This window comes from Clostridium sp. CTA-1 (assembly GCF_054768215.1).
This window is the reverse complement of sequence record NZ_BAAAAP010000007.1, coordinates 86,793-107,164: the sequence shown is the minus strand read 5'-3', so window position 1 is coordinate 107,164 and position 20,372 is coordinate 86,793. Positions and strand designations below refer to the sequence as shown.

23 protein-coding genes, 1 tRNA gene and 1 other RNA gene are annotated in these 20,372 nt (G+C 26.1%); 1 reads left to right on the top strand and 24 read right to left on the bottom strand.

The annotated features are described in order from the left end of the window. Positions 1-6: 6 nt before the first annotated feature. From mreC to ACYUEW_RS07580, 7 genes are all read right to left on the bottom strand, one after another. A complete protein-coding gene (mreC, locus tag ACYUEW_RS07610; RefSeq protein ID WP_043032252.1) occupies positions 7-852 on the bottom strand; it encodes a rod shape-determining protein MreC in 846 nt (281 codons plus the stop codon). Positions 853-858: 6 nt separating this feature from the next. Beyond that, complete coding sequence (locus tag ACYUEW_RS07605; RefSeq protein WP_003483886.1) at positions 859-1,869, bottom strand: rod shape-determining protein; 1,011 nt, start codon at positions 1,867-1,869, stop codon at positions 859-861. A 28-nt stretch (positions 1,870-1,897) separates the two neighbouring features. After that, positions 1,898-2,584: a RadC family protein gene (gene radC / locus ACYUEW_RS07600; protein WP_460276535.1), complete on the bottom strand. Its 687-nt coding sequence runs from the start codon at positions 2,582-2,584 to the stop codon at positions 1,898-1,900. 14 nt (positions 2,585-2,598) lie between these two features. After that, positions 2,599-3,183, bottom strand: a complete 585-nt coding sequence (locus ACYUEW_RS07595) for a Maf-like protein (RefSeq protein ID WP_043032254.1) — start codon at positions 3,181-3,183, stop codon at positions 2,599-2,601. Between the two features lie 15 nt (positions 3,184-3,198). Next, positions 3,199-3,456 carry a DUF4321 domain-containing protein gene (locus ACYUEW_RS07590; protein WP_003483881.1) on the bottom strand — a complete coding sequence of 86 codons (258 nt, stop codon included), beginning with the start codon at positions 3,454-3,456 and terminating at the stop codon, positions 3,199-3,201. A gap of 109 nt (positions 3,457-3,565) precedes the next feature. Next, positions 3,566-4,267: a hypothetical protein gene (locus ACYUEW_RS07585; protein WP_043032255.1), complete on the bottom strand. Its 702-nt coding sequence runs from the start codon at positions 4,265-4,267 to the stop codon at positions 3,566-3,568. A gap of 224 nt (positions 4,268-4,491) precedes the next feature. Beyond that, positions 4,492-5,031: a GNAT family N-acetyltransferase gene (locus tag ACYUEW_RS07580; RefSeq protein WP_061327888.1), complete on the bottom strand. Its 540-nt coding sequence runs from the start codon at positions 5,029-5,031 to the stop codon at positions 4,492-4,494. A 424-nt stretch (positions 5,032-5,455) separates the two neighbouring features. On the opposite strand from ACYUEW_RS07580, the gene ACYUEW_RS07575 reads away from it, so the two are divergent. After that, the gene (locus tag ACYUEW_RS07575; protein ID WP_003483877.1) at positions 5,456-6,010 is read left to right on the top strand and encodes a PhzF family phenazine biosynthesis protein; all 555 of its coding nucleotides are present in this window, start codon (positions 5,456-5,458) and stop codon (positions 6,008-6,010) included. 58 nt (positions 6,011-6,068) lie between these two features. Here ACYUEW_RS07575 and ACYUEW_RS07570 read toward each other — a convergent pair whose 3' ends face one another. The 17 genes from ACYUEW_RS07570 to ACYUEW_RS07490 all read right to left on the bottom strand — a co-directional run bounded on the left by ACYUEW_RS07570 (position 6,069) and on the right by ACYUEW_RS07490 (position 20,358). After that, entirely contained in the window at positions 6,069-6,506 is a 438-nt protein-coding gene (locus tag ACYUEW_RS07570; RefSeq protein WP_003357848.1) for an ACT domain-containing protein, read from the bottom strand. Between the two features lie 180 nt (positions 6,507-6,686). Further along, positions 6,687-6,879, bottom strand: a non-coding RNA gene (gene ssrS / locus ACYUEW_RS07565) — 6S RNA. A 182-nt stretch (positions 6,880-7,061) separates the two neighbouring features. Further along, positions 7,062-7,146, bottom strand: a tRNA-Leu gene (locus ACYUEW_RS07560). A 97-nt stretch (positions 7,147-7,243) separates the two neighbouring features. Further along, positions 7,244-7,789: a lytic transglycosylase domain-containing protein gene (locus ACYUEW_RS07555; RefSeq protein ID WP_043032257.1), complete on the bottom strand. Its 546-nt coding sequence runs from the start codon at positions 7,787-7,789 to the stop codon at positions 7,244-7,246. Between the two features lie 17 nt (positions 7,790-7,806). Next, on the bottom strand, positions 7,807-8,445 hold the full coding sequence (gene coaE, locus ACYUEW_RS07550) for a dephospho-CoA kinase (RefSeq protein WP_043032258.1): 639 nt from the start codon (positions 8,443-8,445) through the stop codon (positions 7,807-7,809). An 11-nt stretch (positions 8,446-8,456) separates the two neighbouring features. Further along, on the bottom strand, positions 8,457-11,084 hold the full coding sequence (polA, locus tag ACYUEW_RS07545; RefSeq protein ID WP_460276534.1) for a DNA polymerase I: 2,628 nt from the start codon (positions 11,082-11,084) through the stop codon (positions 8,457-8,459). Between the two features lie 17 nt (positions 11,085-11,101). Then, on the bottom strand, positions 11,102-12,226 hold the full coding sequence (gene aroC, locus ACYUEW_RS07540; protein ID WP_460276533.1) for a chorismate synthase: 1,125 nt from the start codon (positions 12,224-12,226) through the stop codon (positions 11,102-11,104). A 140-nt stretch (positions 12,227-12,366) separates the two neighbouring features. Further along, entirely contained in the window at positions 12,367-13,137 is a 771-nt protein-coding gene (locus ACYUEW_RS07535) for an N-acetylmuramoyl-L-alanine amidase (RefSeq protein ID WP_043032260.1), read from the bottom strand. Between the two features lie 151 nt (positions 13,138-13,288). Next, positions 13,289-13,471, bottom strand: a complete 183-nt coding sequence (locus tag ACYUEW_RS07530) for a hypothetical protein (RefSeq protein WP_043032261.1) — start codon at positions 13,469-13,471, stop codon at positions 13,289-13,291. A gap of 18 nt (positions 13,472-13,489) precedes the next feature. Beyond that, positions 13,490-13,744, bottom strand: coding sequence for a hemolysin XhlA family protein (locus ACYUEW_RS07525; protein WP_043032262.1), 255 nt, complete (start codon positions 13,742-13,744; stop codon positions 13,490-13,492). A gap of 153 nt (positions 13,745-13,897) precedes the next feature. Further along, positions 13,898-14,710: a hypothetical protein gene (locus ACYUEW_RS07520; protein ID WP_242867260.1), complete on the bottom strand. Its 813-nt coding sequence runs from the start codon at positions 14,708-14,710 to the stop codon at positions 13,898-13,900. Next, entirely contained in the window at positions 14,691-14,834 is a 144-nt protein-coding gene (locus tag ACYUEW_RS07515; protein WP_162266806.1) for a hypothetical protein, read from the bottom strand. The genes ACYUEW_RS07520 and ACYUEW_RS07515 overlap by 20 nt, the downstream gene beginning before the upstream one ends. A gap of 2 nt (positions 14,835-14,836) precedes the next feature. Continuing rightward, positions 14,837-15,973 carry a hypothetical protein gene (locus ACYUEW_RS07510; RefSeq protein ID WP_460276532.1) on the bottom strand — a complete coding sequence of 379 codons (1,137 nt, stop codon included), beginning with the start codon at positions 15,971-15,973 and terminating at the stop codon, positions 14,837-14,839. A 199-nt stretch (positions 15,974-16,172) separates the two neighbouring features. Then, positions 16,173-17,006 carry a hypothetical protein gene (locus ACYUEW_RS07505; protein WP_460276531.1) on the bottom strand — a complete coding sequence of 278 codons (834 nt, stop codon included), beginning with the start codon at positions 17,004-17,006 and terminating at the stop codon, positions 16,173-16,175. A gap of 18 nt (positions 17,007-17,024) precedes the next feature. Beyond that, positions 17,025-18,566: a hypothetical protein gene (locus ACYUEW_RS07500; RefSeq protein ID WP_460276530.1), complete on the bottom strand. Its 1,542-nt coding sequence runs from the start codon at positions 18,564-18,566 to the stop codon at positions 17,025-17,027. Between the two features lie 32 nt (positions 18,567-18,598). Continuing rightward, the gene (locus tag ACYUEW_RS07495) at positions 18,599-20,026 is read right to left on the bottom strand and encodes a hypothetical protein (RefSeq protein WP_071236014.1); all 1,428 of its coding nucleotides are present in this window, start codon (positions 20,024-20,026) and stop codon (positions 18,599-18,601) included. A 47-nt stretch (positions 20,027-20,073) separates the two neighbouring features. Then, on the bottom strand, positions 20,074-20,358 hold the full coding sequence (locus tag ACYUEW_RS07490; protein ID WP_043032265.1) for a hypothetical protein: 285 nt from the start codon (positions 20,356-20,358) through the stop codon (positions 20,074-20,076). Between the last annotated feature and the right edge of the window lie 14 nt (positions 20,359-20,372).

The following is a 20,372-nucleotide window of genomic DNA, read 5'->3' as shown; positions in this document are numbered from 1 at the left end:
ATCACCTTAATATTTTACTTCTTCTTTATTTTTAGGTATTACTATAAATACTTCTTCTATTTTTCTTAAGTCTACATAAGGTTTAATTATAGCATTTTTCATTACTTTACCCTTATCTACTTCTACACTTGTAACTTCTCCTATTCTTATACCTTTAGGATACATACGTCCAAGACCAGAAGTTAAAATAATATCCTTTTCTTTTATCTTAGAATCCATTGGTAAAAAATATAATTTAGCTAAAATATTATTTTGGCTATCTTTAATTCCCTTTACAACACCACTATTTTCTTTAGTACTATCAACCATAGCACTAACAGCTAAATTTTCATTAGATAAGGATTGAACTTTAGCCCAACTTCCTCCTGTAGCTATTACTTGTCCTACTAAACCTTCGTTTGTTATTGCAATCATACCTTTAGCTACTCCATCATTCGACCCTTTATTTATGGTAAACTCATCTAAATAGTTACCGCCACTTTTACCAATTATATCCGCACCAACATAGTTATATTCTGAACGCTGATTTCTAAAATTAAGCATTTTTCTTAATCTTTCATTTTCATCCTTTAAAGACTTATACTCCACTAACTGACTTGCAAGCTTACTATTTTCAGATTTTAATTCTACATTTTCTTTTTTTACATCTGGTATGTTAAGAACAAAACCAATAGAATTTCTAACTTTTTTGTTTATTTTATAAAAAACTCCTTGAACCGGATTAACTACCGAACCTATACCACTTTCAACAAAAGATATCTTGCTTCTCTCCGCACTTTGTGTAATTAATATTAAAAAGGTAACTGACAGTACAATTATAGTTACTGTCAGTTTATTTTTAAAGAATTTCATAGTCTATTATTTTTTGCTATCTAATATTTTATCTATAGTATCTAATGCTTTACCAGCACCGACAGCTACACAATCAAGTGGAGATTCAGCAATGTGAACAGGCATATGAGTTTCTTCGTTTATAAGTTGGTCTAATCCTCTAAGTAAAGCACCGCCTCCTGCTAACATTATTCCTTTGTCCATTATATCAGATGCAAGTTCCGGTGGAGTTTTTTCTAATGTAGTTTTTATAGCTTCTATTATTGAAATAACTGGTTCACTTAAAGCTTCTCTAACTTCTTTTTCAGAAATAGTTATAACTTTTGGTAAGCCTGTAATCAAATCTCTACCTCTTATTTCCATTGTTTTATCTTCATCAGTTTCATAAGCCGAACCTAATTCTACTTTTATATTTTCAGCTGTTCTTTCACCAATCATCAAGCTATATTCTTTCTTTATGTAGTTTATTATAGACTGATCTAATTCGTCTCCAGCCACTCTTAAAGATTTGCTTGTTACTATACCACCTAATGATATAATAGCAACTTCTGTAGTTCCCCCACCTATGTCTACTATCATACTTCCTGTAGGTTCATTAACTGGAAGTCCTGCTCCAATAGCTGCTGCCATTGGCTCTTCCATAAGAACTACTTCTCTTGCTCCAGCTGACTTTGTTGCTTCATCAATAGCTCTTTTTTCTACCTCTGTAACTCCTGATGGGAAACAGACTACTATTCTTGGATTAGTGAATCCTCCCTTTGGACTTACTTTTTCTATAAATTTTTTAAGCATTATTTGAGTAACGTCAAAATCTGCTATTACTCCATCTTTTAATGGTCTAATAGCCACTATATTTCCTGGTGTTCTACCTATCATTTGTTTTGCTTCATCACCTACTGCAAGAACCTTATTTACATCTTTATTTATAGCTACAACAGAGGGTTCGCTTAAAACAACCCCTTTTCCCTTAATATATACTAGTGTATTTGCTGTACCTAAATCTATTCCCATATCTTTAGTTATACCAAACAATCTCATAAAAGTTTTACTCCTCTCTATTCCTTCGTTATATTGTACCTTTTTCTTTCATACTTACATACTTATTTTCACCAATTATTATATGATCTAATAAATCTATTCCTATTAATTTACCACATTCTTTTAATCTTAAAGTTATATTTATATCTTCTTTACTAGGGGTTGGATCCCCTGATGGATGATTATGACATATAATTATGGATGCACCATTTTTCTTTATAGCCTCACAGAATATTTCTCTTGGATGTACTATAGATGAATTAAGAGTTCCTATAAAAACATCTCTTATGTATGTAACTATATTCTTAGTATTTAAAATTAATATTTTTAATTTTTCTTGTTTTAAATACTTCATATCTTCCATAACTAATTTAGATACATCTAAAGGTGTATTTATCTTATATTCATTGCCAGATTTATAAGTTTTAAACCTTTTAGAAAGCTCTGATAATGCTAATATTTGAACTGCCTTTGTTACACCTATGCCTTTAATTTTAGTTAACTCTTCTATAGATTGATTAAAAAGCTGATCTAAGCCACCAGTTTCTTTAATCAAACTATTTGCAAGCATCATTATATTTTGATTCTTAGTACCAGTCCTTAAAATAACAGCTAAAAGTTCTGAATTTGAAAGAGTTTCTGGTCCATATCTTATAAGTCTTTCCTGTGGTCTTTCATTTTTAGGTAAATCCTTTATTTTAAAGTTATTGTCCATTTATACAACTCCTCTTAAAGATTTACCCCCATCTCCATTAACATAGAATTTAATTTATTTAAAGGTAACCCTACAACATTATAATAGCATCCATTTATGTTTTCAACAAAAACTCCTGCTTTTCCTTGAATGCCATATGCACCTGCTTTATCCATAGGATCTCCTGTATTTATATATTTTTCTATTTGACTTGAAGTTAGTTTTGAAAATTTAACTTTAGTACAAACAAAATCCTTTATTATTTTATTAGATTTAACATCTAATATGGCTAATCCAGAATAAACTTCATGCTCATTTCCACTTAAAGCCTGTAGCATTTCAAATGCATCTTTTTTATCTTTAGGTTTACCTAATATTCTATTGTTAAAAGCTACTATTGTATCGCATCCTATTATTAGATTATTATCTTGATCCATTATTTTTTTACTAACAGACCTAGCCTTTCCTTCTGCTAAATTCATTACATAAGACGGTATGTTATTTTTAAAAGGTATGCTACTTTCATCAAAATCACTTACTATAATCTGAAAATTCCCCAATATTCTTTTTAAAAGCTCTTGTCGTCTTTGAGATGCAGAAGCTAATATAATATTTTCCACTGATATCACTTCCTATTATTTCCTGTATAATATTATTGCCAATACTATACCCATTATAGTCATAATATTAATATCAAAATTTAAACCTATAGCTAAATTTAAGACTTTTAGGTCTAAATTCAGTGGTGAAGCAGTTCCTACTTTATATGCGGTTTTTAAAAAGGATAACTTAGTAAAGCTAGAACCTAATATTTCACCAGCAATGCTACCTAAAATAGCCCCTAATAGTATAAAAACTCCTAATAAACTTTTATTTTTATCTGGACTTTTCATAACAACCCCACCTTAAAATTATATCTAGTATAGTTTATCATTTAATAAAAACTTAAACAAGTCTCTAAAGAATTTTTTAAGCAAAAAATAAGCATCTGAAAAACAGATGCTATTTATTATTTATTTCTTTTAAAATGTTATAAATAAAAATATAACTTTTACTGGACTGATCTTTTGTCAAATCCTTTGGTAATTTATTTATATGTTCTTTTAAATTATTTAAAGTTTTTATATTAGAACTATCCTTTTCAACTTTATCTAATGAAGATACCCATTTTTTTATTTCTTCTGTCTTTACTGATTTAACATCCTTTTCTGATAATTTATTTACTATTTTAATATAAGCAGTAATAATTTCTGATATCTCTGCATCACATAAATCTTTTTTATTTATTACAAATGTCATTTTAGAATTATCTATTTTATTATCTGTTAATTTTTTCATCAGTTTTATACCTTCATCTTCTTCATATATCCCCAGAAAAACTCTAGTTTTACCATTATCTTCTATAGTAAATATATTACCATAAGGTTTTAAACTATTTAAAACTCCAGAAACATTCTCTTTTTTTGCATATATTCCTCTTTGTATAATTATGTAGTTTGAACTATTGCTTTTGTTATCTTTACTTCTAACTATATTAGTATTGTCTTTTGTAATAGTATTGCCCTTTTTTATATTACTAGGGGATACAAGATTAAATATCACAGTCCCTAATATAAAAGCTAAAACTAAAACTAATGTTATTATTAAAAAAAATGTAAAATTAGACTTATTTCTCTTTCTAATATCATATCGTGTGTATCTCATTTTCTCATCCCTCCCATAATTGTTAAATTGCTTTTTATAAATATATATTCTATATTTTCATAAATATAACTAATAAGAAAATTTCAAATAAAATATTATAGGTAAATAATTTATTTAAATAAATAAAAAAGCTGTGAGTTTACAATATTATAATACTCTAAACTCACAGCTTTTTAATTTAAAAACAAAACCTATATTTTATTAAATTCTATCCCAAATTATTTTCATATGTAATATTTAATTCTGTTTACATGCCTTAGCTTTTTTAATACTATTTCATTATTATTTATATTATCATATTTATTTTTTTCATATATTCGTGATATAGAAAAACCATTTTTCTTAAATATATTTATTAAATTCAAATTGTTATTATTAACAACTACATAAAAATCATCTATGCCATATTGTTTAAAAAAATATATTTCTAAATTATGAATTATATTATACCATTCTCTATCTTCTAATTTATATCGATTTTTCAAAAAATATAGGATCCAAATTTCATTTGGATTTTTAAATTCTGCTCTCCCCTTTATCAATCCAACTAAATAAGATCTATACATTATTTTAATAAAAAATTCACATTCACTTAAATAATATTCTATAAATGTGTCCTCTAATTCTTCTACCTTTGTTAAGGGATGGTAATCTACATTTACTTCATTTTCGTTAGATTTCATCATATAAAAAATATCTTCTATATTTTCTTTTTCTATATTAACTATTTCTATATCTTTATATTTTAATTTTATATCTAACATAATATCCCTCCCTTACTTTAATAAAGTTATTCTACAATTTACTAAAAAATCCTTTATATATTAAATGTAACATTTCATTTAATATATTTAACATATAAAGGCCCATCAGATAAATGGCCCTTTATATATTAAATCATACCTCATATACCCTTTTTCTACATATAAATGTATAAATATAAATTATTTTTTCTTTTTATATAAATTTATATTCTAAATTATCATTCTTATAATTTTAGGAAACTATTTATTAATACATCTTATTAATTTTTCCAATTTTTTCACATTTAACATAGTTATATAAGAAATTTAAATTAGAAAATTTATAAATTTAAAAATAAATATAAAATTTCATCAAATACTTAATTTTATTTTTTTATTCTATGTTATAATATATACGTATTATGTTGGTTTGGGGGTACAAATAATGAATATCTATCAAGTAAATACTTTTACTAACAAAGTTTTTTTAGGAAATTCTATTGGAGTATGTTTATTAAACGAGCCCGTAGAAAAGGATTACATGGAAAATGTAGCACTAGAACTTAACCTATCAGAAACCATTTTTTTATGTAAGGAAACTGATGGATATAAAACAAATATCTTTTCACCTAAAGGTGAATTGTGCTTATGTGTAAAATCTATTTTAGCTGCTTCTCATATTTTATGGCAAGAAGGTCTTATAGACGAAAAAGAACACATTAAATTTTATTGTAGGGAAGATGTTTTAGAAACAAAATTAAATACTGACTTTATAGAAATAAAAATTCCTTTAACTCTTGAAAAAAAATTATGTTTATTACATAACTTTTCTAAAGCTTTAAAAATAGAAGAAGATTTAACTATAGATTATTTAGAAAGCCTAAAAGAACAAAAAACTTATATAAAAGGAAACAGCAAATTTAAAATTAAATTAGAAGGTGAAAACATAATTTTATCTGGTTCCGCTATAACAGTTATTGTAGGGGACCTTATAATTTAATTATATTCACCCTGTAGTAAATAAAAAACTTCATCTACTAAAAAGATGAAGTTTTTTATTATTCCATAGCTATCAAATCTACTTTTATTACATTTTTAGTATTTTTTATTTCTTCAACTAATTCTTTTAGTCCTATACTCATTTGTGATATATCAAAGGTAATGCTTACATTTGCAGTGTTGTTTATAGGTATATCTTGATTTATGGTAAGTATATTCCCCTGATACTCTGCTATTCTATCCAATATTTTAGAAAGAGTTCCTCTTTCATGTCCTAGTAATAATCCTATAGTTGCCTTTTGACTTTTCACACCTTCAGATACAGAAAATACAAAGTCTTTATATTTATAATAAGTACTTCTACTAATTCCTACTGTTTTTACACCTTCTGTTATATCTTTTACTTTTCCATTAGCTAAAAGCTCTTTTACCTTCACAACCTTTTCAAAAATATCCGGAAGTATGCTATTATCTATAATTAAAAATTTATTAGGCATAAAAACTCCTCCCACAATCTTTTCTTAATAAATTAACTTTTATATGATTTATATAATTATATCATATATATTTTTTTTAATAAATAAAGTTCTAGATAAGATATTTCCATAACCTTATAGTATATATTTCTATATAATATAAAAAAAGAGAAGTATAAATACTTCTCTTTATCTCTTATTGTAGTATCCAAAATACCGTAGCTCCAATTTTGACACCTATCTTCCGATAGGTGGGTGTTCTCACAGATGTTTCTATCTCCCTAATGCCAATTATAGGTCTCATAATAAGGTTCATATCCATATCTAAATATTGAACTCCCGTACTTGTGATGTAGGTTCAAAATATAGAGCCTAGCGTATATCTCAGAATTTGTAATCTTTATTAATTTATTTTCTATATTTATTATAAACACTAATCTATAATTTTTCAATAGTTTTTTTATATTATTTAAACATAATATAAAATGTTTTTTATATTGTAAATTTATTACAAAATATAGGTATCTTTATTAGCTTTAAATAATAATTCTTCAAAGTTAATAAATTTTAAGCACATGGTGCAGGTGATGGGACTTGAACCCATACGTCCTTGAACACACGCCCCTCAAACGTGCCTGTCTGCCTATTCCAGCACACCTGCTAAATTTTGGTACATAAATTTTAATGTAACAAATAATTTATAGTTATATTATAATATTTTTATATTATTGTCAATGAACTTATTAAATTATTATTACTTAGCTTTTATATAAAAATCTATATATATTATATATAGCCCTTACCTTTTTTACATATTTGTCTGTTTCCTTAAAAGGTATATAATGAAGACTTTCACCGTCTTTTGAATGCTCTGAGTCCTTTAACCACTTCTGAACATTTCCTCTACCTCCATTATATGCAGCTAATACAAGATCCATATTACCATCGAATTCTTCTTTTAAATTATTTAAATACCAACATCCCATTTTTATATTAGTTTCTGGATCTTTTAAATCATTAATATCAAAATCTTTCATTCCCATTTTTTCCGCTACCCATTTTCCTGTCTCTGGAGTTATTTGCATAAGTCCCTGTGCATTTTTTTTAGAGGTAGCATCTTTTTTAAAATTACTTTCAGTTTTTATAACTGCTGCTACAAAGTAAGGATCTAATTTATGTTCATTAGCATACATATCTATATAATCTCTATATTTCATAGGGAAAATATATTTTGCTATAGTTGTTATATTTATTAATAAAATAATTGTTAATATTAAAATCAAAAGTCTTCTTAAAAACTTCACTTTTTTTTGCCCTAATATTAGAGCACTCCCCCTTTCTGCTTTGCTTTAATCATTACTTCCATAAAAATCTTATCTAGTTCTCCCTTTGTATTTTCTATATCTTTAGAATTATCTATTATATAATCTACAAACTTCTTCTTTTCTTCCATAGACATTTGAGCATTTATTCTGTTTATAACTTCCCCTGTAGTTAATCTATCTCTTTTTACAACCCTATTTATTTGTGTATTTTTATCCACCCAAACTAATATATTTATATCCATATATTTATATAACCCCTGTTCTATTAGTGTAGGAGCATCTAAAACACAAATTTGTTCTTTATTTTCTTCTAGTTCTTTTACTCTTCTAAAAGTTTCTTTTATTATATAAGGCATTATTATATTTTCATATTCTATTCTTTTATTTTTATTTCTGAATATATAACTACCAAATTCTCTTCTTTTTAAATCACCATTATCATCTAAAAATTCTTTACCGAAAACTTCTTTTACCTCTATTAAGATTTCTGGATATAATCTTAATACCTCTCGGCTTATTTTATCTTCATCTATTACTGGTACATTTTTTTCTCTTATCATTTCTGATATAGTACTTTTACCAGAACCTATACCTCCTGTAAGGCCAACTTTAAAAATACCTTGTAAACAATACATAAAACAACCCCTTACTTTGCTTCATACCAATTATTACCTATATTTATATCCACATCTAACCCAACCTTTAATTCTAAAACCTGCTCCATTTCTCTTTTTACTAAGGCTTTGATTTTTTCTAGTTCATCTTTATAAACATTTAATATTAATTCATCATGTACTTGCAATATTATACTACTTTTAAAATTATCTTCTTTTAATTTTCTATGAACATTTACCATAGCTAATTTTATTATATCTGCCGCACTTCCTTGTATTGGACTGTTCATAGCTAATCTTTCCCCTGCAGCTTTAACTATTTTATTTGAAGATTTAACCTCTTTTATATATCTTCTTCTATTTAATATTGTAGTTACATACCCCTTTTGGATAGCCTCTTCTACTATATTTTCTAAATAAATTTTTACATTAGGATATCTCTCCAAATAAGCATCTATATACTGCTTTGCCTCTTTTCTAGTTATATTTAAATCTTGAGATAGACTAAAATCTCCTATACCATAAACTATACCAAAATTAACAGCTTTAGCATTACTCCTCATAAGAGGGGTTACTTCATCTATTGGAACTTTAAACACTTCTGATGCAGTTTTAGTATGAATATCATCATGTTCATTAAAAGCACTTATCATATTTTTATCATTAGATATATGTGCCAATACTCTTAATTCTATTTGTGAATAATCCGCTGAAAGTATTACAGAATCCTCTGTATTTGGAATAAACACCTTTCTTATTTCTCTTCCCATTTCATATTTTATAGGTATATTTTGAAGATTAGGCTCTGTACTAGATAATCTTCCTGTAGCTGTAACAGTCTGATTAAAGTTTGAATGTATTTTCCCATCTTCATCTATAGCAGCTTTTAATCCTTCTATATAAGTAGAATATATTTTTGTTAACTGTCTATAATAAGTTATCTTATCTATTATTGGATGCTTATCTCTTAATTTATCCAGTACTTCTGCATTAGTAGAATATCCTGTCTTAGTTTTCTTTATAACGGGTAAATCTAATTTTTCAAAGAGTATTTTTCCTAACTGTTTAGGAGAATTTATATTAAATTCTTCCTCAGACATTGAATATATTTCTGACTTAGTGCTTTCTATTTCTCCTTTAAATTTTTTCTCTAGCTGTAAAAGTATATTTTTATCAACTTTAAAACCTTCTGTTTCCATAGCTGATAATGTTTCTGTAAGAGGTTGTTCTATCTTATATAACAATTCTTCTATATCTTGATCTTTTATTTTTTCTTCCAATACTTTGTATAATTTAGGCATTATATTAACTTCTTTTATTTTTAAATCTTCATCTTCTCTATTTATATTTTTAAATAAATATTCTGAAGCTAAACTAGATATTTCATATTCTTTCCTAACTGGATCTATTAGATATGCAGCTAAATTTATATCAAAATTTATACCATTAAACTCCATTCCTAGTTTTCTAAGCACAGTCCTTGGATTCTTGGAATCATAGGTAATTTTTTTAATTTCTTTACTTTCAAATATTTCTTTACACACTTCTATAAATTCTTCTTTAGTATTCTTTAGCAAAGTTTCAAAGTCTATTCTATAAACTTCATCTTTAAAACTAACATATAATATTTTTATTCTAGATTTAGAAAATAAAACTATATCCTCTAATTCAAAATATAGATATAATTTATTTTCTTTATATTCTATTATATTATCTTTTAAACCTTTAAATTCTTCTATAGAAACTATATTTTTATAAGAAATTTCCTCTTCTACAGTTTCTTCCTCATTACTTTTACCTACTTTATTCATTAAAGATTTAAATTCTAATCTTTGAAACAGTTCTCTAACTTTGTTTATATTATATTCTTCCTTTGATTTTATCTCTTCTAAACTTATTTCAATAGGAACGTTACACATAATAGTAGCTAATTTCTTACTAAATATAGCCTGTTCTCTATATTCATGTAAATTTTCTTTTAATTTCTTTCCTCTTATGTTTTCTATATTTTCAAGTACTGTTTCTATACTTTTATATTCCTTTATAAGCTTGAAGGCAGTTTTTTCACCTATTCCAGGTACTCCAGGTATATTGTCAGAGCTATCTCCCATAAGACCTTTTACATCTATAAATTCTTTAGGAGTAACTCCAAACTCCTCTATCATTCTATTTTTATCATAAATTTCTTTTTCTGTAATCCCCTTTTTAGTTATAACTACTTTTACATTATCCGTAGCCAATTGTAGAGCATCTTTATCTCCTGTAACTATGTAAACTTCTATTCCTTTTTTCTCTGCGAACACAGACAAAGTTCCTATTAAATCATCTGCTTCAAATCCATCAATTTCAAATATACTTATAGCCAATGCGGATAAAAGTTCCTTTACTATAGGAAACTGCTGAGCAAGTTCCTCTGGCATTTTTTTTCTACCTGCTTTATAATCCTTATATTCTTCATGTCTAAAGGTAGGTGCCTTTCTATCAAAAGCTGCTACTATATAATCTGGTTTTATCTCTTCTTTCATTTTTAAAAGCATATTTACAAAACCATATATAGCATTAGTATGAATTCCCTCTTCAGTCATAAGATCAGGAAGTGCATAAAAAGCTCTATTTAATAAACTATTACTGTCTAATATTAATAATCTTTCTTTATTCATAAATGAACCTCCAAATTTTACATTTCTCTTATATATTTTTTTAGCGTGTTGAAATCATCACAAGGATATGTGCTTAAAATCTCTTTTAATATTTCAAAGGCACATACATTTTCCAAAACTATAGAAGCTGGAACAACACCACAAACATCAGATCTTTCATATCTATTTTCTACATTGATTTTTTCTTTTAAATTAATAGTTTTTATAGGTTTTTTTATAGATGGTATTGGTTTCATATAAGCCTTTATTATTATGTCCTCACCATTAGATACTCCAGCTTCAATTCCTCCAGCATTATTGCTTTTTCTTTTTATATTATTTTCATCATAATATATTTCATCATTAAATGTACTACCTCTTTTATTTAAATCTAAACCTTCCCCAAACTCTATTGCCTTTATTCCCTGCACAGACATAATAGAATAACTTAATAGGGCATCGAGTTTTCTATCCCATTGAGTATAACTTCCTATACCTACTGGCATACCTTTTACGGATATATATATACTTCCACCTATAGTGTCTCCTTCTTTTTTACAGTTATCTATTTCATCCATCATATTTTTTTCTGCTTTTTTATTGTAACATCTTAGAAGACTATCTTCTATTTCTCTATATACATCATTATCATATATATCTACGTTTTCATCAAATATTTCTCCTATACTTTGGATTTTACTTCTTATATCTATACCTAATAATTTCAATATATATTTACACATAGCACCTACGGCTGTTCTAATAGCTGTTTCTCTAGCTGAGGTTCTCTCTATTACATTTCTTATATCTCCTGTATTATATTTAATGTGTCCAACTAAATCTCCATGCCCTGGTCTAGGAACAAAAATTTTATCTTTATCTTCTGCTTTTTTATTTATAAGTTCTTTCCAATTTTCATAGTCTTTATTATAAATAATTAAAGTTATAGGATTTCCTGTGGTCTTATTCTCTCTAACGCCAGACCATATTTCCACTTTATCCTTTTCTATTGCCATTCTTATCCCTCTACCATAGCCAGTTTGTCTTCTTTTTAGTTCATTATTTATAAAATCTATATCTATATCAATATTTGATGGTATACCTTCTATTATAGCCGTTAATGCCTTTCCATGAGATTCTCCTGCATCTAAAAATCTAAGCATATTATCACTTCCCCTATATTTTAAACTATAACTATTATACACTAAATTAATAACGTATTTTACTAATACTTAAAAGATTATTTGAAACAATGTTATTTTTAACATTTAGTATAGAAATTTAATATAAGATACTAATTTAGTTAGTATCTTATATATTTAGAATATATGTACCCACCATGTGGAGGATAATATACATGCATCCATTCCCCTTCCTTGCGATATAATTGTACTTTGGCTCCATTGGGAAGAGTTCCTAGTATTCTACTTGATGTAGACTTCCCATCTCTAACATTTACACCACTTGGAGTATATATATTACCTGTTTTCCCATCTAAATTTATCCACCCTGTACTTGTATTTTCTTCAACTGGCTTAGATGACACATTTAATGATGTGCCTAACACTCCATTTACTATTGCTTTAGCAATTCCATTCATTCCATATTTATTAAGTATAGCCATATCTCCTGCACTGTCTATAAAGCATACCTCTACATAAATTGTTTTAGCTTTAGTTCTTTTGGTTAATGCTAAAGGCTGATCTTTAATCCCCCTATTTCTAAAGCCTAGTTTATTTAATTCTTTTAATACTCTATCCGCTTCTATTAAATACTTACCATTATAAGTATATACTTCTGATCCATATCCACCTATCGTAGTATTAAAATGTATACAAATATTAAAATCTGCATTTACTGAATTACATAAAGCTACTTGCTTATTTAAACTTTCTTGTAATGTAGATGCATAATCAACTCTACATATACTAGTACTATGGCCTCTACCTCTTAGTTCTTTATCTATTTCATTTACCAATTGTCTTGTTAAGACTTCTTCTTTTAATCCATTTATTCCTCTAGTTCCTACATCTCCACCACTTAATGTATGTCCTGGATTTAAGTTAAATAACATATTAAAATTACCCCCTGTGTTTTTATTGTATTTTATAACTAAATAATAATAATAATTTCTATAATCATTTGTATAACTGAATTGAAAATAAAAAATTTTCATGAAAATTTATAGCTAATATTTTTCATAATAATAATAAAAAGAGCAGGCTTTACTCCTGCTCTTTACTTTCCTTAACTGCTTGTCTAGCTGAACTTTGACCAAAATAAAATCCTATTATTAAAGTAAATACAGAAAGAAATTCTGTACTTGATAAGCTCCCCTTAATACTTAAATAACAAAATACTATAGTAGTTACCAATGCTATAATCTTTTTTATTTGTAAAAACTCCAATGTACTTCACTTCACTTTCTATTTGAAAATCCCATACTGAACTGCATAAAAAAAGAAGCTTACTAAGGCTCCTACTGATAATCCTATATACCATTTTAAAACAGATACAAGTTGCTTTAATTGATCACAAAGATTCTCAATTTTAGTATCTATCTTTGATTGATTTTGTTCTATCTTATCAATTCTTTTTCCATGATTATTAAGTCTAATATCATGTACATCAATTTTTTCTTCTAATCTTTTATGTTTTTCTTCACAAACTTTTAACTCCACATTATACCTCCATTAAATAAAATGCATCTTTTGTATATACTTTTACTCTACATCCTATCTTATATTACAAAAATTATAGAAATATAATTACTATATTCATTTAATTTTTCCAATAAAAAAAGACCCATTATGGTCATCTAACTATTATAATATTTATTTTTCTTTCAACATTCTAATATCAAACTCATCATCGCATAAATCTAATATTCTATAATCATTACAATTGTATTTAATAGATTTATTGTTTTCATCTATGTCAACTAATTCTATATTATCTCTAACTTCATTTATATCTAACTCAAAATCAGTTTTCCATATTCCATTTTCATTTTTGCTCATAGGAAATTCTTTGTTATTCAGACTTTGAGTAATTGTATTTATATCATCTAAACCATATTTATGATACCAATTTTGTAATTGAGTATTGTCTATAGGTTGTCCAATGTTATAAAAATTAGATTTTATTAAATAATAATCATTGTTTTGTTTGATTAAAAATTTATTATTTAATTTATTTTTTCTAATATAATAATATCCATCGGTGTGAGCCCCATCTTTAGGATATTGGTTTTCATCACCTATAACTTTTTCTAACAATATATTAGGAATGATTTTTGATGCAACAGCATATTCTTCAAAATTACAACAAGGGTACCCCCACTTATGTGGATCCCCTTTATATCTAATTACTATTTTACATATAAAAACAATATCTTTTAACTCTTTATAATTTGACGTAATATCGCTACGGTTAAATCTATCTGAATAAACAACATCGGAAACACTTAAATTCTTTGCATTATAACCTCCAATTGAATTTAGTAATCTAAACCCGTTTTCTTCTTCAAACTTATATTTTAGAAATATTTCCCACCTGTCATAGCTGGCTAGATGTTCTGTTAAGCCAATATAAGTTTCAGTTGGTTTATCATATCTTAAAGAATATTTATAGAACAAATACTTCACTTCTTTTTCCTCCAATCCTCACAATAAATTCTATCCTGTCCTTTATATATTTTGTTTCGATGTTAGCCTCACAATGTTCTATACCAATCCTATAATTTTTTAAATAATATATTACATATCTCATTATTATTCCTTCATAAAAACTTCAAATTTACCATCATTAATATTCTTTATTTCATCAGGAATATTACACTTAGTAAATCCATATTTAATATACTTCTCATTATTTTCTTCGACCAATTGAATATCGTCTTCAACATTCTTCATATCTAATTCAGAATCTGTCTCCCAGATATCATTTTTATCTTTATACATATGAACCTTTTTACCATCAAATTCTCTAGTAATTAAGGATAAGTCCTGAAAACCATATTTATCAAGTAGATTATTTAAATCATTTTTAGTATTTATTTTACCTAAATCAATATATTCATTATCTATTGTATAATAATTATCATTTTGTTTTATTAAGAATTTCTTAGTGGTTGTATCTTTAGGGTTATTATCTTCGGTATTAGAATCTCTTGAGTCATTACCTTCTGAATCTTCGTTATCAGAGTTGAGAACTTCAAGAACTGGTCGCCAACCCACGCCATTACCAATATAAAAGCCATCATAATCGTCATTGAAATATCGGGCAGATTTGAAACCTCTAACAACACGGTATTTAGAATTTTTCTTATATATTTCTTTACACCAGTTATAACTTCCCCACCAATTCCATAATTTATTATGTTCTCCATCTAATGATTTATAGGTATCGTCTATACAATCTAAATCATTAGAATTAGGTTTAGGTATACCTTTTATACTATCTTCATTACATATGAATCTATCCCATTCATTATTAGTAGGAGTACCGCCTGCAGAATAACGTCTATTATCATCTCTACAATCATTACCACCACTAAGTAATCTACAAAGATATTTTTGTCCATCAATGGTTATCTTCGTACCATCTACATATCCACCACTATTTAATTCATCACAATTAATAGAATTTAAAACAATCCTATCACAAATTAATAATGTTTTATCCCCATCTTTAATTTTTACCCATTTTAATTTTTTATTATCATGTGAAGAAGTATCACCTATGGTCCAATCACTTATATTACCTGAAAATTTAGGTGTGTCTCCTTCACCTCTTTTCGATAAAGCATTTGGATAAGTACCTGATTGCCAAGGTCTAGTTGGTAAAGGTAATTCTTCTCCTCTATGATAAAATGTACCTAATTTAACTGTTCCTAAAAATTCTGCCATTTGAATCACTCCTTTAATCTTTATAAAAAAAACACCCATTACTGAGTGTTTTTTCTTCAAATTTAATTTTTTATTAACTCTTTCTTTCAGTCCTAATATTTTTTATAAATCTTTATATGCACAAACATTGTATTCAGTTAAGATTTCTTCATCCATAAAAATATTTTAAAAACTATTTTAATATTTTCCATTATTTTATTTATAATTGTCTTGGTAGGCGTGGTACTTTCAATATTCCCTTTACTATAGTTCCATTATTTAGCTTAATATTTATTAAATAATCACCTGATATCATAGGTGTTCCCTTTAAACACTTCTTATCAAATATCATTCCTTGTGGTAATCCTTTTATATCCTCTATTATATTTTTATCAAATCCGAGATGGTATTCTATATAAGAATATTTCTGTGCCACTATTCTGAAATCTTTAATTTTGCCTTCAGCATTTGTTTTTTCTTCATTACACTTTAAAATATTTCCTGAATAAGGAACATAATATTTAATCATAATATCACTACTTTTAATTACTATATTATTATCTTTAGCAACTATTTTATTATTAATGTTTTTAATCATGATATTATTATTTTTAATAACTACTTCCTCATTAACATTCTTATGAACATAAGTCGATACTTCTACATACTTTATATTTAATTTTTTAAAAAATGACATGCCTTTATCATTATTATTAACATAGCATGTTGCTTTATTTAAAAAATTTTTTATACTATATAAATTTTTATTATATATATATACTGATCTTTCTCTTTTTCTATCTTCATTATCTAACAAAAAAGGGGCAGGCATTTGAACTGTACTCTTTACTATTCTAGTGCTATTGCTTTGTATTATTTTATTATACAAATTTTTATTATATATATATACTACTCTTTTTCTTTTATTATCATCGTTCGTTAACATCAAAAGCTCAGGCATATGAACTATATTCTTTACTACTCTAGTGTTATCGATTTGTATTATCTTTATATTATCTTTTTCAGAGTTACGATTTGTATTGTTTAAAAACATATAAATTTCATCCTATTTTTAAGGTGCCATTTCTGCATCTATTGTTATAGCGCCATCACCTTTTATAGTAATCGGAATACGTTTTTTGCCTGTTTCCAATGTGGTATCAATTATTATATTATCGCTATTATTTGAGAATACTGCTTCTCCTTTTATAGTAAGTTTTAACTTTGATGCTATATTTTCATTTAAATAGTTCTTAGATTCTATAGATATATATGTTTCTATATCTTTTCCTTCATAATTATAGTTTTCAAATTCGTATTCAATATTAACATGTATTGGTACAAATGGAGAATACATTTCTACCTCACCTAATTTATTAACTATCCAAATATTCTCCGCTAAATCTGCGCCTATATATTGAGGTCTATTATTTAAAACATTTGTTATAACAAACTTATCTTTTTCAAAATTCAAGAAATAACATTTTTCATCAGAAGCTCCTACTAAAAATGTATTATTCCTAACTCCTATGAAGCCTCTAAAATAATCCTTTATGTTAAGAAAACTTTTATAGGTAATATCTTTTGTTGTTTTATCAATTTCAAAAGTATAAATTCCATAATACGATATATTATTCGAAGTAGAACTAACCTTTTCATAAATTGCGATATTTAAATATGATTTATTATCCATAGTAGTAATAAATGGTTCATAATGTGTATTCATACCATCTACATTAATAATAGGCTGTGTTATAAGCTGTTCCCCATCTCCCATTTTATAAGTTTTTATTGTACAAATATCTTTAATATCATTCTTTGTCATATCAAAATAATATCTAACTATTTGCATTTTATGAGATTTAGAATCTTGAAATACTGAAAACATATAAAAATCCAAATTAGAATTTGATAACAAATTAGAATAACTAACACTATAATATTTTTGATCATTCATTACTGGCAAAGGTAAGCTTTCTACTTTATTTGTTATTTTATTATACCTTTTTATATAATGAGATCCTTTATCATTAGTTTGTCCATAATATATATATTCTTCAGTCTCTTTTATTGGAGTTAGCCAAGAATTTGATGTAATGGTATCTATTGTGACAATAGCCAATGTTTCCTTGTCCATTTTATATAAAAAATCATTGTAATTACTGGTTGAGTAAGTACCACTACTTAACACATATATATAGTTTTTATCTTGTCCAACATAAGAATTTATTATATGGTGATTGCCACCTGATAAAGCACCAAAATTAAGATACTTTAAAATATCAACTTTACCATTATATTCTCTTATTTTTAGAATTGTTTTTGTACCATTATTATAATGTGTAGTAAATATATAACTTATAGTTGGATCGTATCTATCATTTATTATACTATTTCTCATTGTTTTATAATGATTAAAATAACTATTATTGAGCAAAAGATTTTTATCCATCCCTAAACATAACCTACACCCATATGCTGGAAATGTCTGCAATGCTTTGGGAGTCATTGTCTTTTTATCATAATATATACCATTTATTATATAACCTAATGGTGTTTCAACTACCCTTTGTACTTCTCCACTTATATAATCTGAATTAAGAATTTTTGCCATAATTTTTTCTCCTCTCTAATATCTAAAAAATTTTAAGAAACTATCATATAAAGATTTGCATCAAATTGTCCTTTTACAAAAACTTTTATATTAGGACTTATTCCTAATAGATATTTTTGACTATCTTCAGGTGATATAAATACATCTAAAATTACAATATCATTATCCGTTATCACTAAATGAAGCTGATTCTCTTTTTTCATATCTATATCTTTATTTACACTCTTTATATTATTTTTTATAATAAACTCGCTGCTTGAAGTAGCATAATATTTATTGATAGTAAAAATATCCTTAATATTAGCCAATAAGTTTAAATCTTTAAAGGTTTCTTTTGTCCAATGCTCTTCATAGGTATTCCATTCACTATTTGTTCCATAATTAATTTTTACATCTCCTGAAAAATATAAATCTACTTTTAACAAACTATTTGACACATAAGTAGCTTTAAATTCATTACAATTGCATTGAATCCAACTACCATTTTTATCATATTGCAAAGTTAGTTTGTCTATTTCTTCAATATTTTGTATATTATCCATAGAAAATAAATAAGCAAATCTAATTTTATTAGCAGTAATTAGTTCATTCCAAAACAGTGAATTTATAGAATTAAATACTTCTATAGGTATCCCTTTTTCTTTAATGGATTCTATTTCTAGTTCAATATTTTCCCATGATTGATTTTTAAAAGTTTTCCATGTTGTACCATCATCAACACTACAAACAATCCTAAAGTTATTTCCTAAAGCTTCAATTTTAAAACAATCAATGTTTCTAACATTACTTAAATTTAGATTATTTATAGGTATTAATAATCTATCATATGGAACTGCTATTGTTTTTAAGTTTTGTACTACTCCATCTTCATATACTTTAAATTTATCAACTTTTTTATAATCTGATTTTTTAAATCTAACTGAATATTCTACATCTTCATCAAATTCATTGATTAAATTAAATGTAGAATCATACTCTGTCTTTAAATGTGCTTTATCATCAAATAAAATTTGGTTATCTTTTTGAAATTGCGTAACTTCTGTATTCTTGAAATCATTTTTTATTTCTACAATATCATCTTTATTTTCTGTACTATATCTTAGTACATCAACTGGTAAAACTCTAAAATTTAAAGTCTTTATAGGAATCTCTATACTTTCTGGATTATCTGATGTTCCATTTACACCTGTTCTACATATTTGTTTTATACTTAGTCCTGTAGCTTCTCTTAATGTTTCCAAATTTATAGTTGTAAATTTGCCTGTATCTTTTGAATAAGCCACAACTTGATTGTCTTGTTTATTTATAACATCTACATCTTGAAGCTCCTCAAATTTAATAACTCTTCTATCCATTATTTCTTTTTGTATTTTCTCGCTTGACCATCCAGTTTTATTAGAAATTATTGCATCATCTAAGGCTATGTTTTTTCCCAAAGTTACATTAAAAAATTCACTCATATAGTCACCTCCTGTTCAATAATAAAATCCTCATTTATTTGTATAAATTATATCTTTATATTTTTGCCAGCATATTTATTTAAAACTCTTTCTCTCGGTATTCTTTTAAAAGGAACTATATGAAAATCTTTAGTATTTATTCCTTTTCTTAATCTTGTTATAGTACCTTTTTGGGGTATCATATAATTAATAATAGATCCTTTTCTCTTTCTTAATATAACTCCATTTTTGGAAATTATATAATCATTAATGTGACCGTTATTGGAGGTAGTATCTCTTTCAGCCGATACTATTATTAAATTAGGTTGTATGCAACCATCATATACTTCCATTAACTTCTACCTCC

Bases quoted from the DNA above. Each gene is read 5' to 3' on its own strand.
- ACYUEW_RS07570 (WP_003357848.1), bottom strand. From the start codon at position 6,506: ATGCCTAATAAATTTTTAATTATAGATAATAGCATACTTCCGGATATT.
- coaE (WP_043032258.1), bottom strand. From the start codon at position 8,445: ATGTATTGTTTACAAGGTATTTTTAAAGTTGGCCTTACAGGAGGTATA.
- ACYUEW_RS07580 (WP_061327888.1), bottom strand. From the start codon at position 5,031: ATGTTAGATATAAAATTAAAATATAAAGATATAGAAATAGTTAATATA.
- ACYUEW_RS07500 (WP_460276530.1), bottom strand. From the start codon at position 18,566: ATGGCAAAAATTCTTAATTCAGATTATATAAGTGGAGAAGTACAAAGG.
- ACYUEW_RS07515 (WP_162266806.1), bottom strand. From the start codon at position 14,834: ATGAGATATGTAATATATTATTTAAAAAATTATAGGATTGGTATAGAA.
- ACYUEW_RS07495 (WP_071236014.1), bottom strand. From the start codon at position 20,026: ATGAGTGAATTTTTTAATGTAACTTTGGGAAAAAACATAGCCTTAGAT.
- ACYUEW_RS07590 (WP_003483881.1), bottom strand. From the start codon at position 3,456: ATGAAAAGTCCAGATAAAAATAAAAGTTTATTAGGAGTTTTTATACTA.
- ACYUEW_RS07490 (WP_043032265.1), bottom strand. From the start codon at position 20,358: ATGGAAGTATATGATGGTTGCATACAACCTAATTTAATAATAGTATCG.
- aroC (WP_460276533.1), bottom strand. From the start codon at position 12,226: ATGCTTAGATTTTTAGATGCAGGAGAATCTCATGGAAAGGCATTAACG.
- ACYUEW_RS07505 (WP_460276531.1), bottom strand. From the start codon at position 17,006: ATGTTTTTAAACAATACAAATCGTAACTCTGAAAAAGATAATATAAAG.
- polA (WP_460276534.1), bottom strand. From the start codon at position 11,084: ATGAATAAAGAAAGATTATTAATATTAGACAGTAATAGTTTATTAAAT.
- ACYUEW_RS07585 (WP_043032255.1), bottom strand. From the start codon at position 4,267: ATGAGATACACACGATATGATATTAGAAAGAGAAATAAGTCTAATTTT.
- ACYUEW_RS07510 (WP_460276532.1), bottom strand. From the start codon at position 15,973: ATGGCAGAATTTTTAGGAACAGTTAAATTAGGTACATTTTATCATAGA.
- ACYUEW_RS07535 (WP_043032260.1), bottom strand. From the start codon at position 13,137: ATGTTATTTAACTTAAATCCAGGACATACATTAAGTGGTGGAGATGTA.
- mreC (WP_043032252.1), bottom strand. From the start codon at position 852: ATGAAATTCTTTAAAAATAAACTGACAGTAACTATAATTGTACTGTCA.
- ACYUEW_RS07575 (WP_003483877.1), top strand. From the start codon at position 5,456: ATGAATATCTATCAAGTAAATACTTTTACTAACAAAGTTTTTTTAGGA.
- radC (WP_460276535.1), bottom strand. From the start codon at position 2,584: ATGGACAATAACTTTAAAATAAAGGATTTACCTAAAAATGAAAGACCA.
- ACYUEW_RS07605 (WP_003483886.1), bottom strand. From the start codon at position 1,869: ATGAGATTGTTTGGTATAACTAAAGATATGGGAATAGATTTAGGTACA.